Here is a 25,681-nt window from a genome sequence, read left to right on the forward strand (position 1 = left end):
ATTTGATTACATGGATTCCTTCACTTTTTTTGCTATATCCTCAGGAACCCAACCTGTCCAAATATCCTCATGCTTTTCCATCCACCACATTGCTGCTTCTTCTGGTGATGCACCGTTTTCTTCCATGTAGTTAAGTGCCTCTTCTGTTAATGCACTACTAGTTTCATAATTACTTAGAAAGTCGACCAATTCAGGTGCTTTATCAGGCAAATCTTTATAAACGGCCACAACAACATCATTCGGTGGAAATGCAGTTGCTTTTGTTTCATCATAAATCTCTTTATCGTATTCTGGTTCTTCCAATAATGTCAGGTCATATTTTGCTGTTACTGCAGTAGGTGACCAGTAATATCCCACCCATGCATCTCCTGCATTAATTGCATCCGTTAACGATGTTACAATTGCTGCATCTGAACCTGGCTTAAAGTTTACAAATGTATCATTTAAACCATAGGCATCCATTTTTTCGGTAATTGCTTTCTCAACAGCCCAACCACTTGGCGCATTAATTAAACGACCTTTATCCGGTTCAGCTGGATCGGCAAACAATTCTGGATATTTTTTTAAATCCTCAACTGTCTTTAAGTCAGGTGCCATTGGTTCAATACCACGCTCGTCATCCCCTTCGATAACATATGTCGGTACGTATAAACCTTGCACGTTATCATCAAAGTTTACGGATACCTTTTCAATATCCCCTTCATCAAGTGCTTCATTGTATATTTCTTTAATATTGTCAGTCCATACCTCCATGTAGACATTGATATCCCCTTCTGTTAATCCTTGAAAGGTTGCTGCTGTAGATCCACTTGTTACCTCAGTATCAATGCCATAACCCTCTTCAATAATTTTTTGGGCAATGCTATTATGAACTCGAATACTATCCCAGCCAGCATCAGCTAGAACTATTTTATCAATTTCCCCATCTGCTTCTGTCTCACCACAGGCAGAAAGTACCACTATTAACATAGCAGTAAACAATAACAAGACAAATTTCTTCATTTTCTTTCCCCTTTCTTTTTTTTTCTAATAAAAAATGAATAATTCCAATAGAATCAGTTATTGGAAAATTAATGATGTTAATAGACAATATTTTACCTATTTAATGGAAAATAAACTTTTCTGTACTTGGCTCAAAAAGGAGGATCCTATGTAGCATTTAACATTTAACGAAAAGATGGTAGCAAAATCAATTAAAGGTAATTAGCTTGACAACATTATTAATGGTATCGCAAATATTTTTTTTGGACAAATGCGTTAAATACCGAAAATATGGAATTATTGTCGATAAAACAAGCTTAAATATGGATAGCATTGTTTATTAGCTATATTACTACAAATACTCAATATAACTTCCATTATGTAACTTTAAAGATATGTATGTGCTTTTTATTTGAAGGCTATTATCCTTAACACGAAACAAATCCGTCATTTTTGTGACACAAGTTTTAACGGCTTGCGTTACTAAACTAAAGTTGGTAAACTATAATGGTTCATTAAGTGAACTATTCACCTTTTGAACTTTTTTCAAACGGAGGTGAACGTTTTGCACATGGAATTAAAAGACCTAATAAATCGGCATCAAAATGCAATGAACACGATTTATCGGAATATCAACATTATTATAAAAGAAAAAGTTCATTCTGATATTACAACAGATCAATTTTCTACGCTGCAGTACATACAAAACCATGAGAAATGTACATCAACCGAAATTGCTCATAGTTTTGGTATCGGAAAAAGTGCTGTTACCGCCCAAATTAACCGGTTGTTTGATAAAGGATTAATTGAACGGGTTCGGGATGAGAAAGACCGTAGAAATGTTTATTTGCATGTAACATCAAAAGGGGCGGGTCTTGTAGACTATACAGAAAATGAGGTATATGACGCAATTGGTGCTCATTTAGCACATTTTGATGATCAAGAAATACTAACATTTATCCATTCCCTGGAAAAGTTAGCAAACGTGATGGACAATGAATAGAAAGGGGTTCACAGATTGAAACACATTATAAAATTTCGCTGGCTCATTGCTGTACTTTGGCTAGCAGTGGCAGCATCATTATTTATTTTTGCACCAAATCTCCAGGATTTAGTGCAGGAAAAAGGACAAATAACTGTCCCTGAGGGCTACACCTCTCAGGAAGCACAAGCATTAATTGAAGATATGTCAGCTGATGAAGGAAAAAACACAGCAAGTTCTGTACTTGTTTTTCATGATGACGATGGATTGGATAAGGCTGATAAAAAGCAAGTTTCACAAGCCATCAATGAATTAAAGGAAAATAAAGAAGAGCTTGGTATTTCCGATATTCTTGATTTCACGGAAGATCCGGCAATTGAAGATCAAACCGTAGCGGAAGACGGAAAAACGATCATGGTTCCATTTGAGCTTTCTCTAGAAAATGAGGAAATTAACACATCTCGCGAAAAGATCTATGACACAGTAGAAAATATTGACGTTGAGCACTATTTAACCGGTGAACAACTCATTCAACAAGACATCTTGGATAACTCAGAAGAAGGTTTGAAAAAGACAGAGTTTATCACTGTTGGGTTAATCCTAATTATTTTATTTGTCGTGTTCAAATCATTTGTTGCACCATTCATTCCATTACTAACTGTCGGTATCAGTTATCTTGCAGCACAAGGGATTGTCTCCATTTTAGCTGACACAGCTGGTTTTCCATTATCGACCTTCACACAGATTTTCATGGTCGCGGTCATGTTTGGTATTGGAACAGACTACTGTATATTATTAATTAGCAGATTTAAAGAAGAAATTGCAAATCATGATTCCATTAAAGAAGCCGTCGCGAAAACCTACAAATCAGGTGGAAAAACAATCTTCTTTGCTGGTATTGCTGTATTGATTGGTTTCTCAACAATTGGGTTATCGACATTTTCCCTTTATCAATCAGCCGTTGCGGTTGCGGTTGGTGTAGCAGTCGTACTGATTGCGTTAGCAACATTAGTTCCATTTTTCTTAGTTGTTTTAGGGAAAAAATTGTTTTGGCCATTTGATAAAAATGTTGCCCATAAGGAAAGCCGCATTTGGGGAACCGCTGGAAAGTTTGCTTGGGGCAGACCTGTCGTAGCTTTAGTTATTGTGGCCGTCATTACTTTGCCATTTTTACTAACCTATGATGGTAATAAATCCTATAACTCCCTTGAAGAAATTGGCGATGAGTACGGATCTGTAAAAGGGTTTAACTGGGTTGCTGACAGTTTTGGACCAGGTCAAACAATGCCTACATCTGTCGTACTTGAAACAGATGAACCGGTTGAATCTACGGAAGATTACCAGGCAATTGAAGATATTTCTGAGGAACTTGCCAAAATGGACGGCGTTGAACAAGTTCGTAGTGCAACACGACCAGCTGGTACAGTTATTGATGACTTTTTAGCTAAAAACCAAACAGGTATGCTAGCAGATGGTATCGACCAAAGCACGGAAGGTATTACAAAAATTCAGGAAGGATTGCAGGAAGCCGCTTCAGAATTAAAAAAATCAGCACCACAACTTAAGGAAGCCCAAACCGGCGTTGACCAATTAATGCAAGGCACACAAGATGCCAATAATGGTATTGGCGACATTAGCAATGCCTTGACGAAAATTCAAAATGGGATTCAGTCTGGCTCTCAAGGTGCAGGTGAAATAAAATCCAACCTACAAACCATTAAAGATAACTTGGATCAGACCATTACAGGAAATAAAAAGTTATTGAAAGGTTATCAGGCAATTGCTGATGGACTATCAGGTGTAGGCGGGCAAGAAGTGGACGCTCAAGGTATTGACGAGCTTAAAAGTGCAATGCAAGGTTCATTACAGCAACTAACAGCATTGCAAAAATCGCAGCCAGACCTAAATAAAGAGCAGCAGACACAATTAGGTACCGCAATTAAATATACAGAAGGCGCCATTGATGGAATTACCCAATTACAAAATAAATTAAAAGATTTGCAAGGCGCGCAAACACAACTACAAACGGTTAACGAACAGTTCAATACGTTAAACCAAGGATTGAGTGACTCGATTGCAGGTCAGGAAAAATTATCATCTGGAATTGGCGAGTTAATAGCTGGTGTTGAGCAACTTCAATCCGGATTAAACCAAGCTGCTAATGGGCAAGGTGAAGTTGTAAACAACATACCAAGCTTACAAGATGGTTTGTCACAAATTTATGGCGGGCAGGAAGAATTAAAAACTGCTTTTGCCGATATGCAAGATCAGTTAGATCAACTTTCAGGTGGACTAGATGATAGTTCAGATGGATTGAAACAAATCAATGATGGACTAACTGAGGTACAGAATCATCTAGATCAATTTGATACCGACTCAAGTAATCCTGTTGTCATTATTCCAGAAGAAGCACTGGAAAATGAAGACTTTATGGCAGGAACAGAACCATATCTTTCTGACGACAAAACAATTACTAAATTTGATGTCGTATTATCGCATAACCCATACTCAACCGAAGCAATCAATATGGTTGATAAAATAAAAGATACGACAGACAAAGCAAAACAGGATACCATCTTCGCAGACAGTGATCCTAAACTAGGCGGTATAAGCAGCACGAACAATGATTTACAAAACATTTCTGATGCTGATTACTCCCGTACAGTATTTCTTATGATTGCCGGGATCTTCATTGTCTTGGTCATTTTGTTACGCTCATTAGTGATGCCACTCTATTTAATTGGGTCACTAATCCTGACTTACTTCACGTCGATGGGTGTTGCTGAACTTATTTTCGTGCAACTACTTGGCTATGACGGGCTAACATGGGCCATTCCATTCTTCTCCTTTGTCATGCTCATGGCACTGGGAATCGACTATAGTATCTTCTTAATGGACCGCTTCAACGAATATAAAAATGGTAACATTAAAGAAGCACTATTATCGGCGATGAAAAACATGGGAACCGTTATTATTTCGGCCGCAGTTATTTTAGGCGGTACATTTGGCGCAATGCTTCCTTCAGGTGTTTTATCACTCTTGCAAATTGCAACAGTTGTACTGACGGGATTGTTTCTATACGCATTCGTCATGCTACCATTATTCGTTCCGGTTATGGTACGAATCTTTGGTAAGGCAAATTGGTGGCCATTTAAAAAATAATAATTCTGTTATATAGAAAACTCCCCTTTGCTTGGATCTAGCAAAGGGGAGTATTTATTTTCCTGTTTCTTTAATGATTTCTATAACGCGTTCTTTCGCCTTTTCACTTTGATACTTTTTCATATGATCGATCATGATTGGTGCTTGTTCTTTCAATTGGTTAATTTCCTGCACTAACCGTTCTTCCGTTACATTTTCTTCTTCTAGCACGCGGGCATACTGTTTTTCTTTAAAGGAATTGGCGTTGATAATCTGATCGCCTCTGCTTGCTTGTCTGGATAACGGGATGAGCAGCATTGGTTTCTGTAATGCCAAAAACTCATAAATGGCATTGGAACCTGCTCGTGACAAAACAAAATCAGTCGCAGCAAAGAGATCTTTTAATTCCTCATTCACATATTCGAATTGTTTATAGCCTTCACGATCAATTGTCGTATCTATTTTTCCATTTCCGCAAATATGAGCAATTTGGAACGCTGGTAACAAATCATCTAAACTAGTGCGAACGGTTGCGTTTATTTTTTCCGAGCCACCGCTTCCACCCATGATTAATAATACCGGTTTTTCCCGAGTGAATCCGCATAACGTCAAGCCCTTTCCTCGTTCGCCTTGAAATAGTTCATCACGGATCACAGCTCCAACATATTCCGCTTTTTGTTCAGGTAAAAACTTCATTGTTTCCGGAAAAGTTGCCAGGACCTTTTTCGCAAACGGAATGGCCAGCTTATTCGCAAGTCCTGGGGTGAAATCTGATTCATGTATAACTGCCGGAACACGTCTTAGTTTTGCCGCCATAATAACAGGAACCGAAACAAATCCCCCCTTTGAAAAAATGATCGAAGGTTTACGTTTTCCAATAATCCGCCAAGCCTGCATGGTTCCTTTTATAACTTTAAATGGATCCTTGATATTTTCCTTTGATATATACCGGCGTAGTTTCCCGGTTGATATTGGGTAATAGGTTACATGATCCAACTGCTCAATTAGTTTTCGTTCAATCCCACGCTTAGATCCGATATAATCAATTTCCCATCCTTCTTCCTGAAATGCCGGAATCAATGCTAGGTTTACGATAACGTGTCCTGCAGTTCCGCCACCAGTAAAAAGGATTCGTTTCTTTTTCATAAATTGTACTTCCTTTCTATCTTTAAAAAGGTATAATTGCTTTTGGAGCATTGTTTGAGATAACGGATGATAAATTAAAATCCATCTCTATCCTAATGGAAAACGACAAAAAAAGGAAGAGTATTATGCATGAAACAACAACATTAAAAGAAAAATTAAAGCTTTTCACCATCATTTTGGTGCCTATTCTTATTACACAGGTTAGTATGTATTTGATGAACTTTTTCGATACCGTTATGTCCGGCCAAGCTGGTGCAGAGGATTTGGCCGGTGTTGCTATCGGTTCGAGCCTTTGGGTACCTATTTTCACTGGGATCAACGGCATCTTACTGGCTATCACGCCGATCATCGCGCAATTAGTTGGTGCAAAGGCTGACAATGAAGTACCAAAAAAAGTGCAACAGGGAATTTATTTGGCGACAGCGTTAGCAGTATTAGTCGTAGCTGTTGGTGCATTACTGCTTAACCCCATTTTACAAATGATGGACCTTGAAACAGAAGTCAGACACGTTGCAAAATATTATCTTATTTTCCTTGCCGCTGGTATTATTCCATTATTCATCTTTAACACATTACGCTGTTTTATTGATGCACTAGGACAGACACGCATGTCGATGTTGATCATTTTAACATCGTTGCCATTAAATATTTTGTTCAACTATATGTTTATCTTTGGAAAATTTGGTATGCCGGCGTTTGGCGGGATCGGCGCCGGGATTGCCACAGCGATTACCTATTGGTTGGTTTGCTTGTTTGCTTTAATCGTCATCTACAAAATTCAACCATTCCGTGGCTTTCAAATATTTTCAAACTGGGTTGGTCCTTCATTAAAAGCGTGGTGGGAACAACTGAAAATCGGCATTCCCATCGGTTTTTCAATCTTTTTTGAAACGAGTATATTTTCTGCGGTAACGTTATTGATGAGTGTCTATAACACTAGTACGATTGCCGCTCACCAAGCTGCAATGAATTTTGCTTCCTTATTATATATGATTCCGTTAAGTGTCGGGATGGCATTGACGATCGCAATCGGCTTTGAGGTCGGTGGCAAGCGATTTGCTGAGGCACGAACGTATGGCTATATTGGAATTAGTGGTGGATTGTTTATCGCAACATTTTCCGGTCTAGTATTATATATTTTCAATGACACGGTTGCGGCCATGTATAATTCCGATCCTAAAGTGATTGAGTTGACGACACATTTCATTTACTATGCGATTTTTTACCAACTTGCAGATGCCTTTGGGGCGCCCATCCAAGGTGCATTAAGAGGATACAAAGATGTTAATATTACACTAGTTATTTCTTTAGTCTCGTACTGGGTGATTGGTTTACCTAGCGGCTGGCTACTTGCCAATTATACTGCATTGGAACCATTTGGATATTGGGTCGGTATTATTATCGGATTAAGCTGTGGAGCAATTGCCCTAGTTGGCAGGCTTATGTATATCCAGAAAAAGCATATGCGTAATGCAAAGAGAAGGCTCGCATAAAGCATACTTTACACTATTAAACATAAAAGACCGCCATGGAAACGTGGCGGTCTTTATTAATCATATAAAAATTCCAGCTACTGTAGCAGATAGGATTGATGCAAGTGTTGCACCGACAAGCAATTTCATGCCAAATCCGGATACTTGTACGGCCTTTTTACTATCAATTGCTTGTACCGTTCCGGCGATAATTCCGATTGATGAAAAGTTGGCAAAACTCGTTAAGAATACCGATACAATCCCAACTGTTTTTTCTGACATACCTCCAAGGATATTTTGGAATTCAAGCATGGCAACGAACTCGTTTGTGACAATTTTTGTCCCCATAATCCCACCAGCTTCGATTACTTCACCAGGTGATATTCCCATCAAGATACCAATTGGTGCAATGATATATCCGAGGATTTGTTGTAATGTTACACCTGCGAACACGGACTGAATGATCCAGTTTACCAGCTCGAGTGATGCAATGAACGCAACAAGCATGGCAGCAACAGTCAAGGCAATTTTCCCACCATCAAGTGCACCATTTCCCATTGCTTCAAAAATACTTTTATCCTGTGATACATCTTTTACATCTACATGATCTTCTGCCTTTGGTACATTGACAGGTGCAATCACAGAGGAAATCATCACTGCACTAAACATGTTCAACGGCAATGCGACTAAAACATATTCAGGCGGCAAAATTTGTAGGTATGAGCCTACAATCGAAGCAGAAACAGATCCCATCGCAGAAGCGCTGACAATGTATAAGCGATTTTTTTCCAAGTGGTGAAACTGTGTCTTAATTGCAAGCAATGCTTCGGATTGACCGAAAAAGATACTATTTACGGCATTGAAAGATTCCACTTTTGGTAGACCAGTAAGTTTTGATAAAAATCCGCCAAGATATTTGATGATAAACGGCAAAATTTTTAAATACGTCAATACAGATAAAAGCGTTGAGAAAAAGATAATAAGTAATAGCACATTAAAGAAGAAGACGCTGCCACCTTCATTAACGGCAATTCCCCCGACAACGAAGTTAACACCTTCTGTACCGAATTCAATTAATTTATTGAAAACAGACGAGATACCATTAATAATTTTTTGTCCGATTTCGGTTGTAAACATGAACCAGGTTATTAAAAATTGTGCAACCAACATAACAACGATGCCCTTGTAATTGATATTTTTTTTATCATTAGACATCAAAAATGCTAGTCCGAGGACAATAATGATTGCAACAAACCCTAGAAGAATATCCACGGATGAAGCCTCCCTTTTTATTTTTACGACAAGTAATTGTAAATGCTTACAATTTTCGCGAATCCAATAACGATTTTAACAGGTTGTCAGACGTCTTGCAAGGTAATTATCGAACCAATTTTTTCTCTTCTATTTATTTGTTCCCAATCTAATAACGTTTTAATAGTGAGAATACAAAAAGCCCCAGCAACCGTTTGCCGAGACTTTTGATCATTACTTGTATATTAATGTGCTGGAAAGAAAATCATTTGCAGGACAAATATTACTCCGAATACATATAAAATCCAGTGAACATCTTTCCCTTTTCCTGTTACCAATTTAAGTAACGGATATGTGATAAAGCCAATTGAAATCCCAGTTGCAATACTTGACGTTAACGGCATAGTTAAAATAATCGCGAAGGCTGGGAAGGCATCATCAAATGTTTTCCAATCGATACGTGCAAGCCCCTCCATCATGAAGCAGCCAACTATAATCAATACCGGTGCGGTAATCGCTGGTAAGTCTGAGATCGCGCCAATAATTGGTGTGAAGAAAATAGAAATAATAAATAAGATTGCTACGACAACAGATGTTAATCCGGTTCTCCCACCAGCGGCTACACCAGATGTTGATTCTACATATGCAGTTGAAGGACTCGTCCCAAACAAAGAACCGACTGTTGTAGCCGTTGCATCAGCCATAAGTGCTGATTTTGCACGAGGTAGCTTACCATTTTTCATATACCCTGCCTGCTCGGCAACGCCAATTAATGTACCTGTTGTATCAAAAATCGTCACCAATAAAAAGGCAAACACAACCGTGTAAAGACCATTACTGAATACACCAGTTATGTCCATGTCAAAAAACACCGGGGTTGGTGGTGCCGAAGTAAATCCATCAAACTCTAATTGTCCGGTAAAAAAACCAATCACGCCAGTTATGATCATTCCAATAAACAATGCACCTTTCACATTCCACACCATCAAAATTAATGTAATAAACAAACCGACAATCGTCAATAACGTTACCGGTGCATGTAAATCACCAATGCCAACCATATTCACATCATTTGGAACAACAATTCCAGACATCTTTAAGCCTAAAAATGCAATAAACAAACCAATTCCAGACGTTATACCGAATTTTAAAGATGCAGGAATTGCTTCAATCAATGTTTCCCGCAACGTTGTAAAACTTAATAACATAAAGATAATACCTGCCAAAAATACAGTTCCAAAAACCGTTTGATAAGACAATCCTTGCATACCGACTACACTGGCAAAATAGGCATTTAATCCCATTCCTGGTGCAATTGCAATCGGATAATTAGCAAATAAGGCCATACACAATGTACCAACAACTGCTGAGATGATTGTTGCCATAAACACTTGATCAAATGGAACCCCTGCTGCAGAAAGAATTGCCGGATTGACAATAATAATATAAACCATCGTCAGAAAAGTAGTTACCCCACCTACTATTTCTGTTCGGATATTTGTATTGTTTTGTTTTAACTTAAATAGTTTTTCCATCATACCACCTTGCTTTCCGAATAATATTAATCAACATTTAATATAATATTCGTTTTTAGTTTGTTTTGCAATAGAATGCCGGAATTTTTATAGTAAATTCCTGTTTTCCATGGAACACATATGATTAAATCGCCATTTTTACTAGAAGATAATTTGATGTTAAGAAGTGTGCCTTTAGGAAAAATTGAAATTTACCTTCGTGACAAATTTTGCGAACATGCTATAATTAAATAAATCTCAAAAAAGGAGGTGCAAATAAATGAACGGAGACTTAAAAATAGTATTGACCGAAATCAATAAATTAAATAAAAGATTTGATGTTCTTGAGGGGAGATTTGATACGTTTGAAGAAAGGTTTAATACGCTTGGGGGAAGATTTGATACGCTAGAAAGCAATTTTAATTCATTCAAGGACACGGTAAAGAGCGAATTCGACAAGGTTCATAACGAATTTGGTAATGTTTATAATAAATTCGATAATATTCATGAAGAATTTGATAATGTTTATAATAAATTCGATAATATTCATGAAGAATTTGATAATGTTTATAATAAATTCGATAATATTCATGAAGAATTTGGTAGTGTTTATAATAAATTCGATAATATTCATGAAGAATTTGACAAGGTTCATAAAGAAATCAAAGATCATTATGAATTCAGTGAAATGAATCATAAATTTATTAAAACAAATTATGAAATGGCCTTCAAAAATATAAAGTCAGTACACGATGATATCCAATCAATTAAAGAGCAGACAGTAAAAAATACAGAAATTAAACCTAAGGTAGAAACCCTCAAAGAAACAGTTTCTGAAATGCAAGCGGATATAAAGTTATTATTAACAAAAGCGGAAGCGCCCGTTAAGCGACGTACGGACTGGACTGAGCCGTAGGAGATAAAGGAAACACGGTGAGAGTAAGCGAACCGATGTTGACTTATCGTACGGAGGTGAGGGAAGTCTCGCTAACGCTTTAGTGCTGGAGCTGGACGTGGCTCATCATGTCCAAGCACAAAATAGAACCCCAATTTTATACACCTTGTCTCCTAAAAAAAGTTGCATCTAAGTAACATCCTTCCATAAGTCCACGTAAAACCAGCCAGAAATTATCCCAAAATAAAAAGCCTTGCCATGATCGATTTCCATCAAGGCAAGGCTAATATATTTTTTCATTATCCTTCTAACAATAAATCATATGGATCTTCTAGCAATTGTTTAATACGTACTAAGAATTGAACCGCTTCTTTTCCGTCAACAATACGGTGGTCATATGATACTGCTAGATACATCATTGGGCGAACTTCAATTGTATCATCCGGCATTACCATTGGGCGCTTAACAATGTTATGCATACCAAGGATACCGACTTGTGGTGCGTTTAAGATAGGTGTAGACATCATGGATCCAAATGTACCACCATTTGTAATTGTGAACGTACCGCCTTGAAGATCTTTCAATGCCAGCTCTTTATTCTGTGCTTTTTGACCTAAGTTGCCAATTTCACGCTCGATGCCAGCAAAGTCTAAGCGGTCTGCATCACGAACAACTGGTACGACTAATCCATCATCCGTTGAAACAGCAATTCCAATGTCATAGAATTTTTTCACGACAAGTTCATTGCCTTGAATTTCAGCATTTAATAATGGAAATTCTTTTAGAGCGCCAACTACTGCTTTTGTAAAGAATGACATGAATCCAAGCTTTACATCATGTTTCTTAATGAAATTTTCTTTACGTTGACTACGTAGATTCATAACAGCTGTCATGTCTACTTCATTAAACGTTGTTAACATTGCTGATTCTTGTTGTACATTAACAAGATTTTTCGCGATTGTTTGGCGACGACGAGTCATTTTTACGCGCTCAACAGGCTTGTCGAATTCAGTTTTCTCGGAGTTCTTTGGTGCTTCTTTTTTAGCCTGTTTTGTTTGTTTTTGGTCGTTACCACCTTTTGCTGCAGCTTCTACATCTTCTGGGCGTACACGTCCTAATGGGTCGCGCGTGCTAACTTGACTTAGATCAATGTTTAATTCACGTGCGCGTTTTCTAGCTGCAGGAGAAGCGATAACATCCGTTTTATTGTCTTCTTTTGGTGCTTCTTGTGGTTCTTCTTTCGCTGCTTCTTTTTTCGGTTCCTCTTTTGGTGCTTCTTTTTCTTCTGCTTTTGGCTCTTCTTTTTCAGCTGATGCTGATGCATCGCCGCCAGCTTCCCCATTCTCGTCTAGTTTTGCGATGACATCGCCAACTTCAACGTCAGTATCTTCTTCAGCGACAATCTCAACAAGAACACCAGCATAATCAGAGTTTACCTCAACGTTTACTTTGTCTGTTTCCAGTTCAACGACAGGGTCACCTTTTTCGATTTTGTCACCTTTTTTTACTAACCATTCAGCGATAGTACCTTCTGTGATTGATTCAGCAAGTTCTGGAATCTTTATTTCTTTCACTGGAATCTCCTCCTTTATTCGTTTATTGCTTCACGGATGATTTGATTTTGTTCTGTTTTATGCACATTCGGCTCACCAACTGCAGGGGCTGAACGATTAGGACGACCAATATAACGAAGTGTTTGACCTTCTTTTAACAAATCACGTAAATAATCATCAACAAAGTTCCATGCTCCCATATTTTTCGGCTCTTCTTGAACCCAAACAATTTCCTCAAGATTTGGCAAGTCTTTAAGTTCTTTTGCCAGTTGATCCTTAGGGAATGGATAAATTTGTTCCAGTCTTAATGCACGTAACCAGTCAAGGTTTTCTTCTGATTTATCGATTGCCTCTTCTATATCAACCATTACTTTTCCGCTTCCAATTAGTAAACGTTTTGCATTCTTTTTGCTTACTTTTAGGTTCGGTTGTGAACGTAATGGTAAGAATTTTCCTTCTGTAAATTCTTTTGCCTCTGATGCTACGCGTTGATTACGTAACAAGCTTTTTGGTGTCATTAACACAAGTGGTCTAGCTTCCTCACGTCCACGCATTGCTGCTTGACGGCGCAGCAAATGGAAGAATTGTGCAGATGACGTTACATTTGCTACAATCCAGTTATTTTCTGCAGCCAATTGTAAATAACGTTCCAGTCTTGCACTCGAGTGCTCTGGACCTTGGCCTTCATAGCCATGAGGTAATAGCATAACCATATTTGATTTCTCGCCCCATTTAGCTCGGGCAGCAGCAATAAACTGGTCAAAAATTACCTGTGCAGCATTAGCAAAGTCACCAAATTGTGCTTCCCATATAACTAATGTGTTTGGTGATTGTACACTATACCCGTATTCATATCCTAATACACCTGCTTCAGAAAGTGGGCTGTTACGAATATCAAAAGAAGCATCAGCCTCATCTAATCCATGCATTAGGCAATAAGAATCACGTGTTTTTACATCATGTAATACAACATGACGGTGTGCAAATGTTCCACGCTCTGAATCCTGACCAGTTAAGCGAATTGGAATACCATCTTGTAAAATGGAGGCATATGTCAACGCCTCTCCAGCACCCCAGTCGGCTTTGTTACCTTCTTCTAAAACATTTTCACGACGTTTCAAGATTTTTTCCAGCTTTTTAAATCCAGTGAATCCTTCTGGCCGTTTTAACAATCCTTTGTTTAATGTTTTTAATTGATCTAAAGGTACAGCTGTTTCAAATTGATCAATGTTATTTGTTAATGCTTTTGGCATCCCTTTTGCCTCAGCCTCGCCAGTATCATTTTCCTTCATACTGTCGTAAATATCACGTAAGCCTTTTTCGACTTGCTCGGTAATTTTCGTAAGGCCGTCCTCTTCAATGACACCTTTTTCCTTTAATACATCAGCGAAAACATGTGCTGCTGTTGGATGGTTATCAATGTCCTGATATAACTGTGGTTGTGTTGTTCTTGGTTCATCCATTTCATTATGACCATAACGACGGTAACCAACTAAATCGATTAAGAAATCTTTATGGAACGTTTTACGATATTCATACGCTAGATTCATTGCTGAAACACATGCAATTGGGTCATCCGCATTAACGTGAATGATTGGAATTTCAAACCCTTTCGCTAAATCACTAGCATATCGTGTGGAACGACCATCTTTTTGATCTGTTGTATATCCAACAAGGTTGTTTGCTATTAAATGAAGTGTTCCACCCGTTTGATAACCAGGTAATCCACTTAAGTTTAATGATTCAGAAACAACACCTTCACCAATAAATGCAGCATCGCCATGAATCAAAACACTAAACGCTTTGTTTATATCTTGTTCTGGATAGCCTTTTTCCGAACGATTATCTTGTGCTGCTCGAGTAAAACCTTGGACAACTGGATTAACAAACTCCAAATGTGATGGATTGTGTGCAAGCGTAATATGTGTAGACGCTTCATCGCTATCCTTGACTTCTGTTGATGCCCCAAAGTGATACTTCACATCCCCAGTCCAACCATAATTAATTCCCGTTGAACCTTCTGATGGTATTAATTCTTTATCCGGTGAATGGTGAAATTCAGAAAAGATTTTATCGTATGGTTTTCCAAGAATATGTGACAATACACTCAACCTGCCGCGATGAGCCATTCCCATCATAATATGTTCAATTTTTTCAGCTGTAGCATGTTTCACAATTTGGTCCAACATTGGAACCATTACTTCTAAGCCTTCAATTGAAAAACGTTTCTGTCCGACAAATGTTTTTTGTAAAAATCCTTCAAAACCTTCTACATGGGCAAGACGTTCCAGTAATTGTTTCTTTTCTTCGTCAGTTAATGATAAATAAACATTTCCTGATTCAATTCGCTCTAGCAACCATTTACGTTCATCATCATTGTTCACATGATCATATTCAAACGTAATTGTTCCAGAGTAATATTTTTTCAATTGTTCAATCACATCATACCCGTTATCCACACCATTTGGCGCTTCTTCCCACAGCCATGATGCAGGGATACTTTTCAAATCTTCAGTTGTTAATCCATATGATTTTGGATCAACGAGTTCTGATTTACGGTTTTTATCTCGTCCAACTGGATAAATATCAGCTTCCAAATGCCCATAACGACGAATAGCCTCAACAAGTTTCATCGCTGAGGTTAGTTTTTTTACATCATTTATAGAAGTTGATGGTGCCACTGACTCCATTGCTGCACCATTAGTTTGGTGCTTCCAGTTGGGGGCTCCATATTGATCAAAAAGTTCTTTTAAAGATGAATCAATTGCATCTGGATCCTCTTTGTATAAGTCATATTGTTCTTCAATATACCCCATGTTAGGACCATAAAATTCTTCCCAGAAGCTAACACTCGATTCTTCATTCTGTGCCACGTCTTATACCCCCATTAGCAGTTAACTTTCTCCGTTTTTATAACGGTAGTTTCACATTCCGTATCCATTATAGAACTGACGAATGACTTCATCAACTAATATACCCTATTTTATAACGATAAACAACATAATAAGTGCCCTTTTTGACAGGAAAAGAGCTAGGTTTTTGAATTCGTAAAATACAGAAAATACGCACCCTTATTTTAGCAGAGAAGGGGGTGTGAAAATTAACTTTAAATGGGAGGTTTTCACAATCTGCTGCACTTGACAATGTGACGCCTTTTCAACTTTATTAACTTATAGTTCACATTCGGATTTTTTTTCGGTATAATGAGGACATACTAAATGATATATTCTTGTTACATAGCTATAAAAGGAGGCAACACACATGAAAATGGCATTATTAATGGGTGTTATCGTTACATTCATCGTATCTTTCTTCACATCCGGTTACGAAGCAAAACCAGGAAAACCAACGAAACAATAAATTTAAAAGAAGTTGCTCCGCCTTTAAGTTAAACGGAGCAACTTTTTATTTTAGATTGGCAAATCCTTGCTGTCTTAATGCTTCATACACAATAATTGCTGCTGTATTGGATAAATTCAGCGATCTTACCTTATCTGTCATATGAATGCGTAAACACCTATCTTCTTTTCCTTCTAACAAACTTTTCGGAATCCCATTCGTTTCCCTGCCAAACACAAAGAATAATTCCTCTTCCGTATTGCTATAATCATAATCCGTGTAATACTTGGTTCCAAAGTTTTCTATATAGTAGAAATTACCATTCGGATATGTTGCGTATAATTCTTCAATTGAATCGTATTCCCGAATGTCAACATGCTTCCAATAATCGAGCCCTGCCCGACGTACCATTTTATCATCAGTAGAGAACCCTAGTGGATGAATCAAATGAAGCGTCGCACCTGTAGCTAAGCATGTTCGTGCAATATTTCCCGTATTTGCCGGAATTTCTGGTTGATATAAAACAACATGTAAACTCACCTATCATTCTCCTTACCTAGTTAAATACGAAGATTATTATACCACTACTCGCCAATTCGAAAAAATTTATAGTTTATCTTCGGTGTCCATGCGGTCGAATCCTCGTATGACCAATAGCGATTGCGGCTGTTGGATGTATGTGCATTGACAAGTGGCATTCCATTGGCATCCTTAGCGACAACAATCGTATTATGATTCCATCTACCATCTCCCTCAAAATCATAGCAAATCACGTCACCTGGCATAAGTTCATCTGCTGTTTGCAATTCCTTTCCTTTTAAACCTTGTGTTGAACCACTTAAATACCAACGCAAGGAATGTGCTACCGACCAGCTATAACTCCAATTATCATTTCCGTTTTGATACCACCAACCACGTCCCCGATCAGGCGCCCCCCACATTGGAGCCCCACCTGCATAAAGACATTGAGACACATAATTCGTACAATCAACATTAAACGTACGATAGGCAGGATTATAACTGTTCCACCAACGCTCCGCATACTTTACCACAGCAAGTCTGTCATATGAAAACCGGTATTCCTCCAAATTCCGCTCGTCTTCTGTTGGCATTGAAACACTTTTTTCAGCTGATTCCGGCTGCCGTTCCATCTGCAAATGTTCGATTTCATAATCGTGGTTTAAACGAAATTGGAGCGGTAGTACTTGCTCCTCTCGATAAAAGAAATCATCTTGTTTCATTAAAAAGGATAAATGGAGTAAATACTGATAAGTCGATCTGTGATCATAACGCAATTTTTGGAAAATATGCCCTTTCCCCTGAATCCTGCTTATCTCTACACCACGTTCCTTACATAATAATTTCTTTTGTTCCCACCACTTCTCGTTATTCCGATCTGATTGAAGAAAATCCAGCCACCACTCTGCCAATTTTTCCATAAAAAATCCCCTCCATTACATTTATATGGAAAGGAGGCTTGTCCAAATTATAAATTTTCTGTGCGGTGGGATGAATTTGGATTTGGGACGATGTTTCTGTTCTCGGGCTGATGTTTCTCGTTTCGCGCCGATGTTTCCGTTCTCGGGCTGATGTTTCCGCCCTCGCGCCGATGTTTCTGTTCTCGGGCTGATGTTTCTCGTTTCGGGACGATGTTTCTGCTCTCGCGCCGATGTTTCTCATTTCGCGCCGATGTTTCCGTTCTCGGGCTGATGTTTCCGCTCTCGCGCCGATGTTTCTCGTTTCGCGCCGATGTTTCTCATTTCGCGCCGATGTTTCCGTTCTCGGGCTGATGTTTCCTCTCTCGCGCCGATGTTTCTCATCTCGCGCCGATGTTTCCGCCTTCGCGCTGGTGTTTCTGTTCTCGTGCCGGTGGTTCTTGTTTCTCTCTGCTGCTGTTGCTCTCGTGACGCTGGTTCTCTCCTCGTGCGNTGTTTCCGCTCTCGCGCCGATGTTTCTCGTTTCGCGCCGATGTTTCTCATTTCGCGCCGATGTTTCCGTTCTCGGGCCGATGTTTCCGCTCTCGCGCCGATGTTTCTCATTTCGCGCCGATGTTTCCGCCCTCGCGCCGATGTTTCTCATTTCGGGACGATGTTTCCGCTCTCGCGCCGATGTTTCCGCCCTCGCGCCGATGTTTCTCATTTCGGGTCGATGTTTCCGTTCTCGAGCCGATGTTTCTCGTTTCGGGACGATGTTTCCGCCCTCGCGCCGATGTTTCTCGTTTCGGGACGATGTTTCCGCCCTCGGGACGATGTTTCTGCTCTCGCGCCGATGTTTCTGTTCTCGGGCTGATGTTTCTCGTTTCGGGACGATGTTTCCGCCCTCGCGCCGATGTTTCCCGCTCTCGCGCCGATGTTTCTCGTTTCGGGACGATGTTTCCGCCCTCGCGCCGATGTTTCTCGTTTCGGGACGATGTTTCCGTCCTCGCGCCGATGTTTCTGTTCTCGGGCTGATGTTTCTCGTTTCGCGCTGATGTTCTCGCGCTCAGTCCCACGCTTGCACCGATGTTTCCGCATCTACACCCAATCCAAATTAAAAAAGGTTTACATCTTGTTCATGTGCTAATAAATATTCTTTTTTATCAAGGCCGCCATTATACCCAACCATTTTACCATTTGCTCCAATTACACGATGACATGGAACGACAATTGAAAATGGATTTTTATTGACTGCCCCACCAACGGCCCGTACTGCTTTGGGGTTGTCAATTGCTTCTGCTATATCTTTGTACGTCTTTGTCTCGCCGTATGGGATGGTATCACATAATGCCTGCCATACTTTTGTCTGAAAAGGTGTTCCGTGAAACGTGAAGGCAAACGAAAACTTTTTGCTTCCATCTTTAAAATAAGCTTGAAGCTCTTTTTTTACATGCTCTACTTTTTCTGGTTTGTTTTCAAAAACAGGATTATCAAAATAACGTTTACTCCATTTGTTCATTTGTGCCTCTAAATCTGCCATACGTCCATAATCAATCCGGACAATTTTTTCCCCGTCACTAATGATTAACAATGGACCTACGGGCGTTTCCATTTCGTCAAAATAAAGCCTCGTTTCCTCCATGCTTTTCCCCTTCTTACTTTTTAAAATCAACTCTTTTTCGTTGGTATTTGGAACTCAATCAACAATTTATAAAGGCTGTTTTCAACATAATTGTTGCTATTATGCCTCGAGTCTGTATACATTTTGCATTTTCACTTAATACTGTTACGCCTTACTATTCCCTAGCCGAAAGTTCTCCCTGAAAACCCAAGCCTTTTTCCATTTCAAATAAAACTTGATCATCAGATTCCTTGTTCATCGCTTCTTTTATGGCTGTAATCGCTGCCTCCGTGCCGATTTTCCCAAGTGACCATGCGGCAGTTCCGCGAATTACTGGGCGCGGATCATTTTGCATCACAGCGACCAGTTCATCTACAGCCGTTTCATCCTTGAAATGGGCAAGTGCGACAATCGCATTCCGTTGCAGCGGTTTTTTGCCACGCCAAGAACCGGCAATATGTCCATATGTTTCTTTGAATTCTCGATTCGAAATTCTTAGTATTGGTTTGAGCTTTGGCTTGGCAACTTCTGGCTCTGGTTCAAGTTCTTCGTGAAGATGGAAATCCATTTTTTTATTACGTGGGCATACTTGCTGACAGGTGTCACAACCATAAACGCGGTTCCCTAATTCAACACGAAATTCGTCGGCTAAAAATCCTTTTGTTTGTGTTAAAAAGGATAGGCAACGTTGGGCATTTAATTGTCCACCTTGAACAAGCGCACCTGTTGGACAGGCATCGAGACATTTTCGGCAATCCCCACAACTATCCTCGACTGGTGAATCTGGTGTAAAAGGAATATTGGTAATCAATTCCCCAAGGTACACATAGGAACCAAACTCCGGCGTGATAATGGCACAGTTTTTCCCGCTAAAACCGATGCCAGCTCGCTCTGCAACAGCACGATCAGACAATTCACCTGTATCCACCATCACTTTATTAACAGCATCGGGAACTTTTTCTTGAATAAAGGCCGCGAGTTTTTCCAAACGATCCCGTAAAACAACATGGTAATCCGTTCCCCATGAAGCACGGCAAAAAATCCCCCGACGGTCCTGCTTCGTGCCCTTTGGTGCATTTTTTATGCGCGATGGATAAGCAATCGCGATCGAGAGAATGGACTGCGCTTCTGGTAATAAACGTTCTGGCTCTGTCCGCTCTTCAATCGATCCCTTTTCGAAACCAGATTGATAGCTTAATGATTGTTGGCGTTTTAAGCGTTCTTTTAATTCACCAAAAACATCGGCAGTGGCAAAACCGATTTTATCAATCCCGATTTCTTTACTATACGCAATGATTTCTTCTTTCAATTGTTCTGTGTTCATTGATCCCGCTTCCTTCTAACATTAGTCTATTTGCAATACATGTAATGAGCGGATTCGGTTCAAAACAGCTGCAATTTCATATTTTCGTGGTCTGGCAATGTCTCCTGGATGCTGATTTTGAAAAGCTGCAAACGATGCTAGACCATTCTGATCCATTTGCTTGTCGATTGTTTCCAGTAAATCTTTTAAAGATGTTGGGCGCTGTAATCCATTGGTTCGATCCAAATACTGAATGATCTCGGCAATCATGCGCGTTTGTGAAGCATCCACCAATTGTTCTGTCTGTTCAAATGAAATATCGGATCTACCCATAATAATTTTTGTTAACCCTTTTGCCTGTGTCTTTGCGCGCTTACCTTTTTGCGTTTGCAAGCTATTTTGCTTTAGTGTCCGATTCGTGATCTTGCCAAAATACTCGTTTGTGGCTGAGTCCCGTTCAACCGGGTATTCCTCCATGATCGATTGTGCTTGATTCGTTACATTTTTTGGAACATATTCATCCATCATAATCACTTCATCAGCTACAGCAAAATAATCACCAGATCCGCCCATAACCAGAATCGTTGAGACGTCCAGTTGATCGCGCATTTGTTTCACTTTATCAATAAATGGTGTGATTGGTTCCTGTGCCTTTTTCACGAGCTGCTGCATCCGATAGTCCCGAATCATAAAATTTGTTGCACTTGTATCTTCATCAATCAGTAATGTCGTTGCGCCTATTTCCAACGCCTCCATGACATTTGCCGCCTGTGACGTACTACCGCTTGCATTTTCCGTTGTAAAAAATTGTGTATCCTGCTTATGCGGCAAATTTGAAATAAACGGCGAAATATTGACACCGGTAATCTGTCGTCCATCCTCTGCACGGATTTTTACCGCATCGGGATTTGTTAAAACAAATTCACGTCCATCCCCTTTTGTATGCGGGTAAACGCCACGTTCAATCGCCTTTAAAACAGTACTTTTTCCGTGGTATCCTCCACCAACAATTAATGTAATTCCTTTTTTTATCGCCAACCCTTTTATCGGTCCCGGCTGATGTGGAAGGCTGATTTCTACCTCATTTTCACTTGGGCTTTGAAAAGGAATTGCCTGCTTCAACGGACGGTTACTGACACCACTTTCTCTTGGTAAAATAGATCCGTTCGCAATAAAAGCAATCCAATCTTGTTTACTCATCTCATGTCGAATGGCTTCTTGCTGATCGGCTAATTGGACTGCCGCTTCTATTTCCTGATCAGTAATCGTAAACACCGAATTTTTGATAATAGCTGGAATGACCTGACCAAACAATTTCTCTGCTTCCCGGCCATTAATTCGTCTTCCGTTTGCCGGTAAACCAACCGACAAACACACTGTTATACTCGAGGAAGTGATTTGAACCGCACTTCTTTCTAATACTTCCTGCCCTGGCGTGTCAAAAATAACCGCACCACTTTTTCCTGAACCTTTTACCTGGAATTTACTACCATTAACCGCCTTCCCTACAGATCGGGCAATCCTATCTGCTGCAGCTATTTTACGATGGTAATTTTCCAGCCATTCATTTTTTATGGAACGTTTCTGCGTTGGAACCACTACGCGGATTTTTGATGGTGCGGCAAACGGATCCCCCTGTACATAATCTATATATAACGTAAAATTGTCATATGTGTAGTGCCCTTGGACACTTTTATATCCTTTATAACTTTTACCATCTAATTGATGTAATTGTTGTAATAAATTCTTCACACAAATCCCTCAACTTATTATAGTATGTGTTCAAAAAGGAGGATAATAAGGACCGCTTTTAGCAAAAATCTCCCTTAACGATGTGTCATTTTTACCGGACCTTTTGAACAACCTCTTATAGTTTCTTTCTCTAGAATACTATCCGTGTAGCCTGTAATTCAAGTGTAATTGTAGTGTTTAATGTGGTGTAACGATGTCGTGGATATTCATTTTTCGTTTGAAGTAATGTTCAGTGGGGAATCTAACATCCCCCACTGTTAGAATTGCGGATACCTTATTGATACTTTCCCATCTTTCCGACTTTTTCCCTAACCTCTCTAATGTTGTTCATTTTGTTGTCCCACGTCTTCTGACTCAAATCAACAGCATATTCTTCCGGATTAATGGTGCGTTTGTATTCCTCCCAGAACAGGTTTAGTTGCTCTTTTGCATATGCTTGCATATTATTCAGGTTCGGACTTTTATAGGTTAAACTACCGTCTACAAATACATCATGATGCAAATTAATCGCGTTGAAATTTGTAACAAATTTACTTATGTAAGTGTGTACAGGGTGAAACATTTTTAGTCTATCTTCATCATTTGGCTGCTCATTTTCTAATGTAATATAGTCTCCTTCAGCATTATTATTTATTGTATTTATGATCCGATAAAGTTTCTTCATACTAGGTGTTGTAACCTTTTCTGGATTTCCAGATATTTTAATCGTATCTTGCATGTTCCCATTTTCATCTTCTATGGAAACCAGCTTATATACAGCTCCTAATGCTGGTTGATCATAAGCTGTGATGAGTTTGGTTCCAACTCCCCAAACATCTATTTTTGCACCTTGACTTTGTAAACTTAAAATGGTCGACTCATCTAAATTATTGGACGCGTATATTTTTGCTTCATTAAAACCTGCAGCATCTAGCATTTTTCGAGCCTCTTTTGATAAATATGCCATATCACCGCTATCCAAACGAACACCTAAGAAATTTATCTGATCACCCAATTCTTGTGCTACTTTTATTGCGTTGGGGACACCAGATTTCAATGTGTCATACGTATCAACCAGGAATACACAATCACGATGCCTTTCTGCGTATTTTTTAAATGCCGTATATTCGTCTCTATAGGCTTGAATCATGGAATGCGCATGTGTGCCTGATACCGGAATATGAAATAGTTTCCCTGCCCTAACATTACTTGTTGCATCAAATCCGCCGATGAATGCCGCCCTAGTACCCCAAATGGCCGCATCCATTTCTTGTGCCCTTCTTGTTCCAAATTCCATTAAAAGCTGATCACCGACAATATGTTTAATCCTTGCTGCTTTAGTTGCAATCAATGTTTGGTAGTTCACAATATTGAGTAAGGCTGTTTCCATCAACTGCGCTTCAGCTAAAGTGGCTTCCACACGTAAGAGGGGTTCATTGCCAAACACAATTTCCCCTTCACATACAGACTTGATCGTACCGTTAAAGCTAATTCCTTTTAAGTAGTCGATGAAATCATCACCATATCCTAATTCTTCCTTTAAATAGGATAAATCTGAAGCACTAAATCGAAAATTGTTGATATAATCAATTATTCTTTCCAATCCAGCAAATACTGCAAAACCACTTTCAAACGGCATTTTTCTAAAATACAAATCAAATACTGCCTTTCGATTATGCATATTGTCAGCCCAATACGTTTCGGCCATATTAATTTGATACAAATCTGTGTGCAATGCTAAGCTATCATCTGTGTATGACATAGGAAAAGCCTCCCAATATTATTGTCCAAACTAAAAATTCAATTTCAATATTAAAAAATCCGTAATTAAATTAAAAACGCAACGCTTCGTAATTCTGCTTTTACGAAACACTGCGTTATGACGTATGTATGGAGCGGGTGAAGGGAATCGAACCCTCATCATCAGCTTGGAAGGCTGAGGTTTTACCACTAAACTACACCCGCATTTGGTGTTAATTAATTATTTAGTTTTATTCACGTGCATATGCCCCTACATCTTCTAGTTTATTCAATGGTGTTTTGTGCTTCGGGGCAACTCGTAGCTTATTCGGTGGATGTTTCCCTCGTGGCTGAGGTTTTACCACTAAACTACACCCGCATTTGGTGTTAATTAATTATTAAGTTTTATTCACGTGCATATGCCCCTACATCTTCTAGTTTATTCAGGGGTGTTTTGTGCTTCGGGGCAACTCGTAGCTTATTCGGTGGATGTTTCCCTCGTGGCTGAGGTTTTACCACTAAACTACACCCGCATTTGGTGTTAATTAATTATTAAGTTTTATTCACGTGCATATGCCCCTACATCTTCTAGTTTATTCAAGGGTGTTTTGTGCTTCGGGGCAACTCGTAGCTTATTCGGTGGATGTTTTCCTCGTGGCTGAGGTTTTACCACTAAACTACACCCGCATTTTGGTGTTAATTAATTATTAAGTTTTATTCACGTGCATTATGCGTTTTTGTAACGTATTTTTTATTATAGCAATTTGATCACTTATAATCAAGGGAAATTTGTCGATTTTTAGTCATTATTACATAAAAAAGGGATCCCATTTAAAGGAACCCTTACATGACGCAATTTTCCACACCGCATTTTTCGCATGCCAGCAATTTTTTGAAGTAATTTATATCTTTTATTAAAAAGTATTTATTATCATTTGTTAAAATCCCTTGAGCTTTCCATTTATTCACAATCCTGCTCACCGTTTCTCTGGAAATCCCAATATAATTACTAATGTCCCGGATCATGATTGGTTCTGTAATTCGAATCCCCTTTGGTGTTACAATTCCATACATATTCGAATACCGAACAAACATGGATGCCACGGCGCCTTCTGATCCAAATGCTATAAAATCGCGAATTCTCGCTTTGCTTTCCTCTAAGGACTCCGCAACCCATCTAGTGAATTGCAATCCTAATCCCCCATTCTGACCAAGAAGTTTTTCCAATTCTGCTTTTTTAATGATAAACAATTCACTATTCTTTGTAGCCTGAGCTGTATTCGAATATTTATTTCCACTAAAAATGCCGATCTCACCGAATCCGTCCTGTTCACTCCGAGTAAAAATAGTTAATTTCTTATTCTCACCCAAATCTTTAAAAATACGAATTTCACCTTTGCTAATAAAATATAAGTTCTCAGCTAAACTACCTTCGCTAAAAATAAGCTCTCCTTTTTTAACACGTAACCGTTCTGAATCAGCAATTAGCATATTATAATCATTGGTTTCGAGCCGTAGCAACAAAGGTTCCATCATCATCACAATCCTTTTTCAAAAATTTATAGGAGTATAAAAAATCCAACCGCCAGCTCCATTT

The 25,681-nt window shown here is 39.1% G+C and carries 17 protein-coding genes, 1 tRNA gene and 1 pseudogene; 4 read left to right on the plus strand and 15 right to left on the minus strand.

Features of this window, described 5'->3' with window-relative positions; genetic code table 11:
- Positions 1-6: 6 nt before the first annotated feature.
- The gene (locus tag C8270_RS17935; RefSeq protein ID WP_106498157.1) at positions 7-1,002 is read right to left on the minus strand and encodes an ABC transporter substrate-binding protein; all 996 of its coding nucleotides are present in this window, start codon (positions 1,000-1,002) and stop codon (positions 7-9) included.
- A gap of 550 nt (positions 1,003-1,552) precedes the next feature.
- Here C8270_RS17935 and C8270_RS17940 point away from each other — a divergent pair.
- Positions 1,553-1,984 carry a MarR family winged helix-turn-helix transcriptional regulator gene (locus tag C8270_RS17940; protein WP_106498588.1) on the plus strand — a complete coding sequence of 144 codons (432 nt, stop codon included), beginning with the start codon at positions 1,553-1,555 and terminating at the stop codon, positions 1,982-1,984.
- 15 nt (positions 1,985-1,999) lie between these two features.
- Positions 2,000-5,125 carry an MMPL family transporter gene (locus C8270_RS17945; RefSeq protein WP_106498158.1) on the plus strand — a complete coding sequence of 1,042 codons (3,126 nt, stop codon included), beginning with the start codon at positions 2,000-2,002 and terminating at the stop codon, positions 5,123-5,125.
- A 54-nt stretch (positions 5,126-5,179) separates the two neighbouring features.
- On the opposite strand, the gene C8270_RS17950 is transcribed toward C8270_RS17945, so the two are convergent.
- The gene (locus C8270_RS17950; RefSeq protein WP_106498159.1) at positions 5,180-6,250 is read right to left on the minus strand and encodes an undecaprenyldiphospho-muramoylpentapeptide beta-N-acetylglucosaminyltransferase; all 1,071 of its coding nucleotides are present in this window, start codon (positions 6,248-6,250) and stop codon (positions 5,180-5,182) included.
- Positions 6,251-6,375: 125 nt separating this feature from the next.
- Between C8270_RS17950 and C8270_RS17955 the strand changes: the two genes are divergently transcribed.
- Positions 6,376-7,743, plus strand: coding sequence for an MATE family efflux transporter (locus C8270_RS17955; protein WP_106498160.1), 1,368 nt, complete (start codon positions 6,376-6,378; stop codon positions 7,741-7,743).
- 60 nt (positions 7,744-7,803) lie between these two features.
- On the opposite strand, the gene C8270_RS17960 is transcribed toward C8270_RS17955, so the two are convergent.
- Both C8270_RS17960 and C8270_RS17965 read right to left on the minus strand, forming a co-directional pair.
- Positions 7,804-8,994, minus strand: a complete 1,191-nt coding sequence (locus C8270_RS17960) for a NupC/NupG family nucleoside CNT transporter (RefSeq protein ID WP_106498161.1) — start codon at positions 8,992-8,994, stop codon at positions 7,804-7,806.
- A 224-nt stretch (positions 8,995-9,218) separates the two neighbouring features.
- Positions 9,219-10,511, minus strand: coding sequence for an NCS2 family permease (locus C8270_RS17965; RefSeq protein ID WP_106498162.1), 1,293 nt, complete (start codon positions 10,509-10,511; stop codon positions 9,219-9,221).
- Positions 10,512-10,767: 256 nt separating this feature from the next.
- On the opposite strand from C8270_RS17965, the gene C8270_RS17970 reads away from it, so the two are divergent.
- Positions 10,768-11,403: a hypothetical protein gene (locus C8270_RS17970; protein ID WP_106498163.1), complete on the plus strand. Its 636-nt coding sequence runs from the start codon at positions 10,768-10,770 to the stop codon at positions 11,401-11,403.
- Positions 11,404-11,681: 278 nt separating this feature from the next.
- On the opposite strand, the gene odhB is transcribed toward C8270_RS17970, so the two are convergent.
- The 11 genes and pseudogenes from odhB to C8270_RS18030 form a co-directional block, all read right to left on the minus strand.
- Positions 11,682-12,956 (minus strand): 2-oxoglutarate dehydrogenase complex dihydrolipoyllysine-residue succinyltransferase, encoded by a 1,275-nt coding sequence (gene odhB, locus C8270_RS17975; RefSeq protein WP_106498164.1) that lies wholly within the window; start codon positions 12,954-12,956, stop codon positions 11,682-11,684.
- Positions 12,925-15,808 (minus strand): annotated as a pseudogene (locus C8270_RS17980) (2-oxoglutarate dehydrogenase E1 component). The gene odhB and the pseudogene C8270_RS17980 overlap by 32 nt, the downstream one beginning before the upstream one ends.
- A gap of 532 nt (positions 15,809-16,340) precedes the next feature.
- A complete protein-coding gene (gene trmL, locus C8270_RS17985) occupies positions 16,341-16,814 on the minus strand; it encodes a tRNA (uridine(34)/cytosine(34)/5-carboxymethylaminomethyluridine(34)-2'-O)-methyltransferase TrmL (RefSeq protein ID WP_106498165.1) in 474 nt (157 codons plus the stop codon).
- A 44-nt stretch (positions 16,815-16,858) separates the two neighbouring features.
- Positions 16,859-17,713 (minus strand): amidase domain-containing protein, encoded by an 855-nt coding sequence (locus tag C8270_RS17990; RefSeq protein WP_106498166.1) that lies wholly within the window; start codon positions 17,711-17,713, stop codon positions 16,859-16,861.
- A gap of 596 nt (positions 17,714-18,309) precedes the next feature.
- Positions 18,310-18,765, minus strand: a complete 456-nt coding sequence (locus C8270_RS18000) for a hypothetical protein (RefSeq protein WP_158701767.1) — start codon at positions 18,763-18,765, stop codon at positions 18,310-18,312.
- 38 nt (positions 18,766-18,803) lie between these two features.
- Positions 18,804-19,331: a methylated-DNA--[protein]-cysteine S-methyltransferase gene (locus C8270_RS18005; protein WP_106498169.1), complete on the minus strand. Its 528-nt coding sequence runs from the start codon at positions 19,329-19,331 to the stop codon at positions 18,804-18,806.
- Positions 19,332-19,485: 154 nt separating this feature from the next.
- The gene (gene queG / locus C8270_RS18010) at positions 19,486-20,634 is read right to left on the minus strand and encodes a tRNA epoxyqueuosine(34) reductase QueG (protein WP_106498170.1); all 1,149 of its coding nucleotides are present in this window, start codon (positions 20,632-20,634) and stop codon (positions 19,486-19,488) included.
- A 21-nt stretch (positions 20,635-20,655) separates the two neighbouring features.
- Complete coding sequence (locus tag C8270_RS18015) at positions 20,656-22,365, minus strand: ABC-ATPase domain-containing protein (RefSeq protein ID WP_106498171.1); 1,710 nt, start codon at positions 22,363-22,365, stop codon at positions 20,656-20,658.
- Positions 22,366-22,639: 274 nt separating this feature from the next.
- The gene (locus C8270_RS18020; RefSeq protein WP_106498172.1) at positions 22,640-24,106 is read right to left on the minus strand and encodes a nicotinate phosphoribosyltransferase; all 1,467 of its coding nucleotides are present in this window, start codon (positions 24,104-24,106) and stop codon (positions 22,640-22,642) included.
- A 129-nt stretch (positions 24,107-24,235) separates the two neighbouring features.
- Positions 24,236-24,309, minus strand: a tRNA-Gly gene (locus C8270_RS18025).
- Between the two features lie 618 nt (positions 24,310-24,927).
- A complete protein-coding gene (locus tag C8270_RS18030) occupies positions 24,928-25,617 on the minus strand; it encodes a Crp/Fnr family transcriptional regulator (protein WP_106498589.1) in 690 nt (229 codons plus the stop codon).
- Positions 25,618-25,681 lie beyond the last annotated feature (64 nt).

Origin of the sequence: Lentibacillus sp. Marseille-P4043, assembly GCF_900258515.1 — a bacterium.
Classification (GTDB): Bacteria; Bacillota; Bacilli; order Bacillales; family Amphibacillaceae; genus Lentibacillus_C.

Coding starts and splice junctions, on each gene's coding strand:
- C8270_RS17935 (WP_106498157.1), bottom strand. CDS start 1,002: ATGAAGAAATTTGTCTTGTTATTGTTTACTGCTATGTTAATAGTGGTA.
- C8270_RS17940 (WP_106498588.1), top strand. CDS start 1,553: ATGGAATTAAAAGACCTAATAAATCGGCATCAAAATGCAATGAACACG.
- C8270_RS17950 (WP_106498159.1), bottom strand. CDS start 6,250: ATGAAAAAGAAACGAATCCTTTTTACTGGTGGCGGAACTGCAGGACAC.
- C8270_RS17955 (WP_106498160.1), top strand. CDS start 6,376: ATGCATGAAACAACAACATTAAAAGAAAAATTAAAGCTTTTCACCATC.
- C8270_RS17965 (WP_106498162.1), bottom strand. CDS start 10,511: ATGATGGAAAAACTATTTAAGTTAAAACAAAACAATACAAATATCCGA.
- C8270_RS17970 (WP_106498163.1), top strand. CDS start 10,768: ATGAACGGAGACTTAAAAATAGTATTGACCGAAATCAATAAATTAAAT.
- C8270_RS17990 (WP_106498166.1), bottom strand. CDS start 17,713: ATGGAAAAATTGGCAGAGTGGTGGCTGGATTTTCTTCAATCAGATCGG.
- C8270_RS18005 (WP_106498169.1), bottom strand. CDS start 19,331: ATGGAGGAAACGAGGCTTTATTTTGACGAAATGGAAACGCCCGTAGGT.
- queG (WP_106498170.1), bottom strand. CDS start 20,634: ATGAACACAGAACAATTGAAAGAAGAAATCATTGCGTATAGTAAAGAA.
- C8270_RS18020 (WP_106498172.1), bottom strand. CDS start 24,106: ATGTCATACACAGATGATAGCTTAGCATTGCACACAGATTTGTATCAA.
- C8270_RS18030 (WP_106498589.1), bottom strand. CDS start 25,617: ATGGAACCTTTGTTGCTACGGCTCGAAACCAATGATTATAATATGCTA.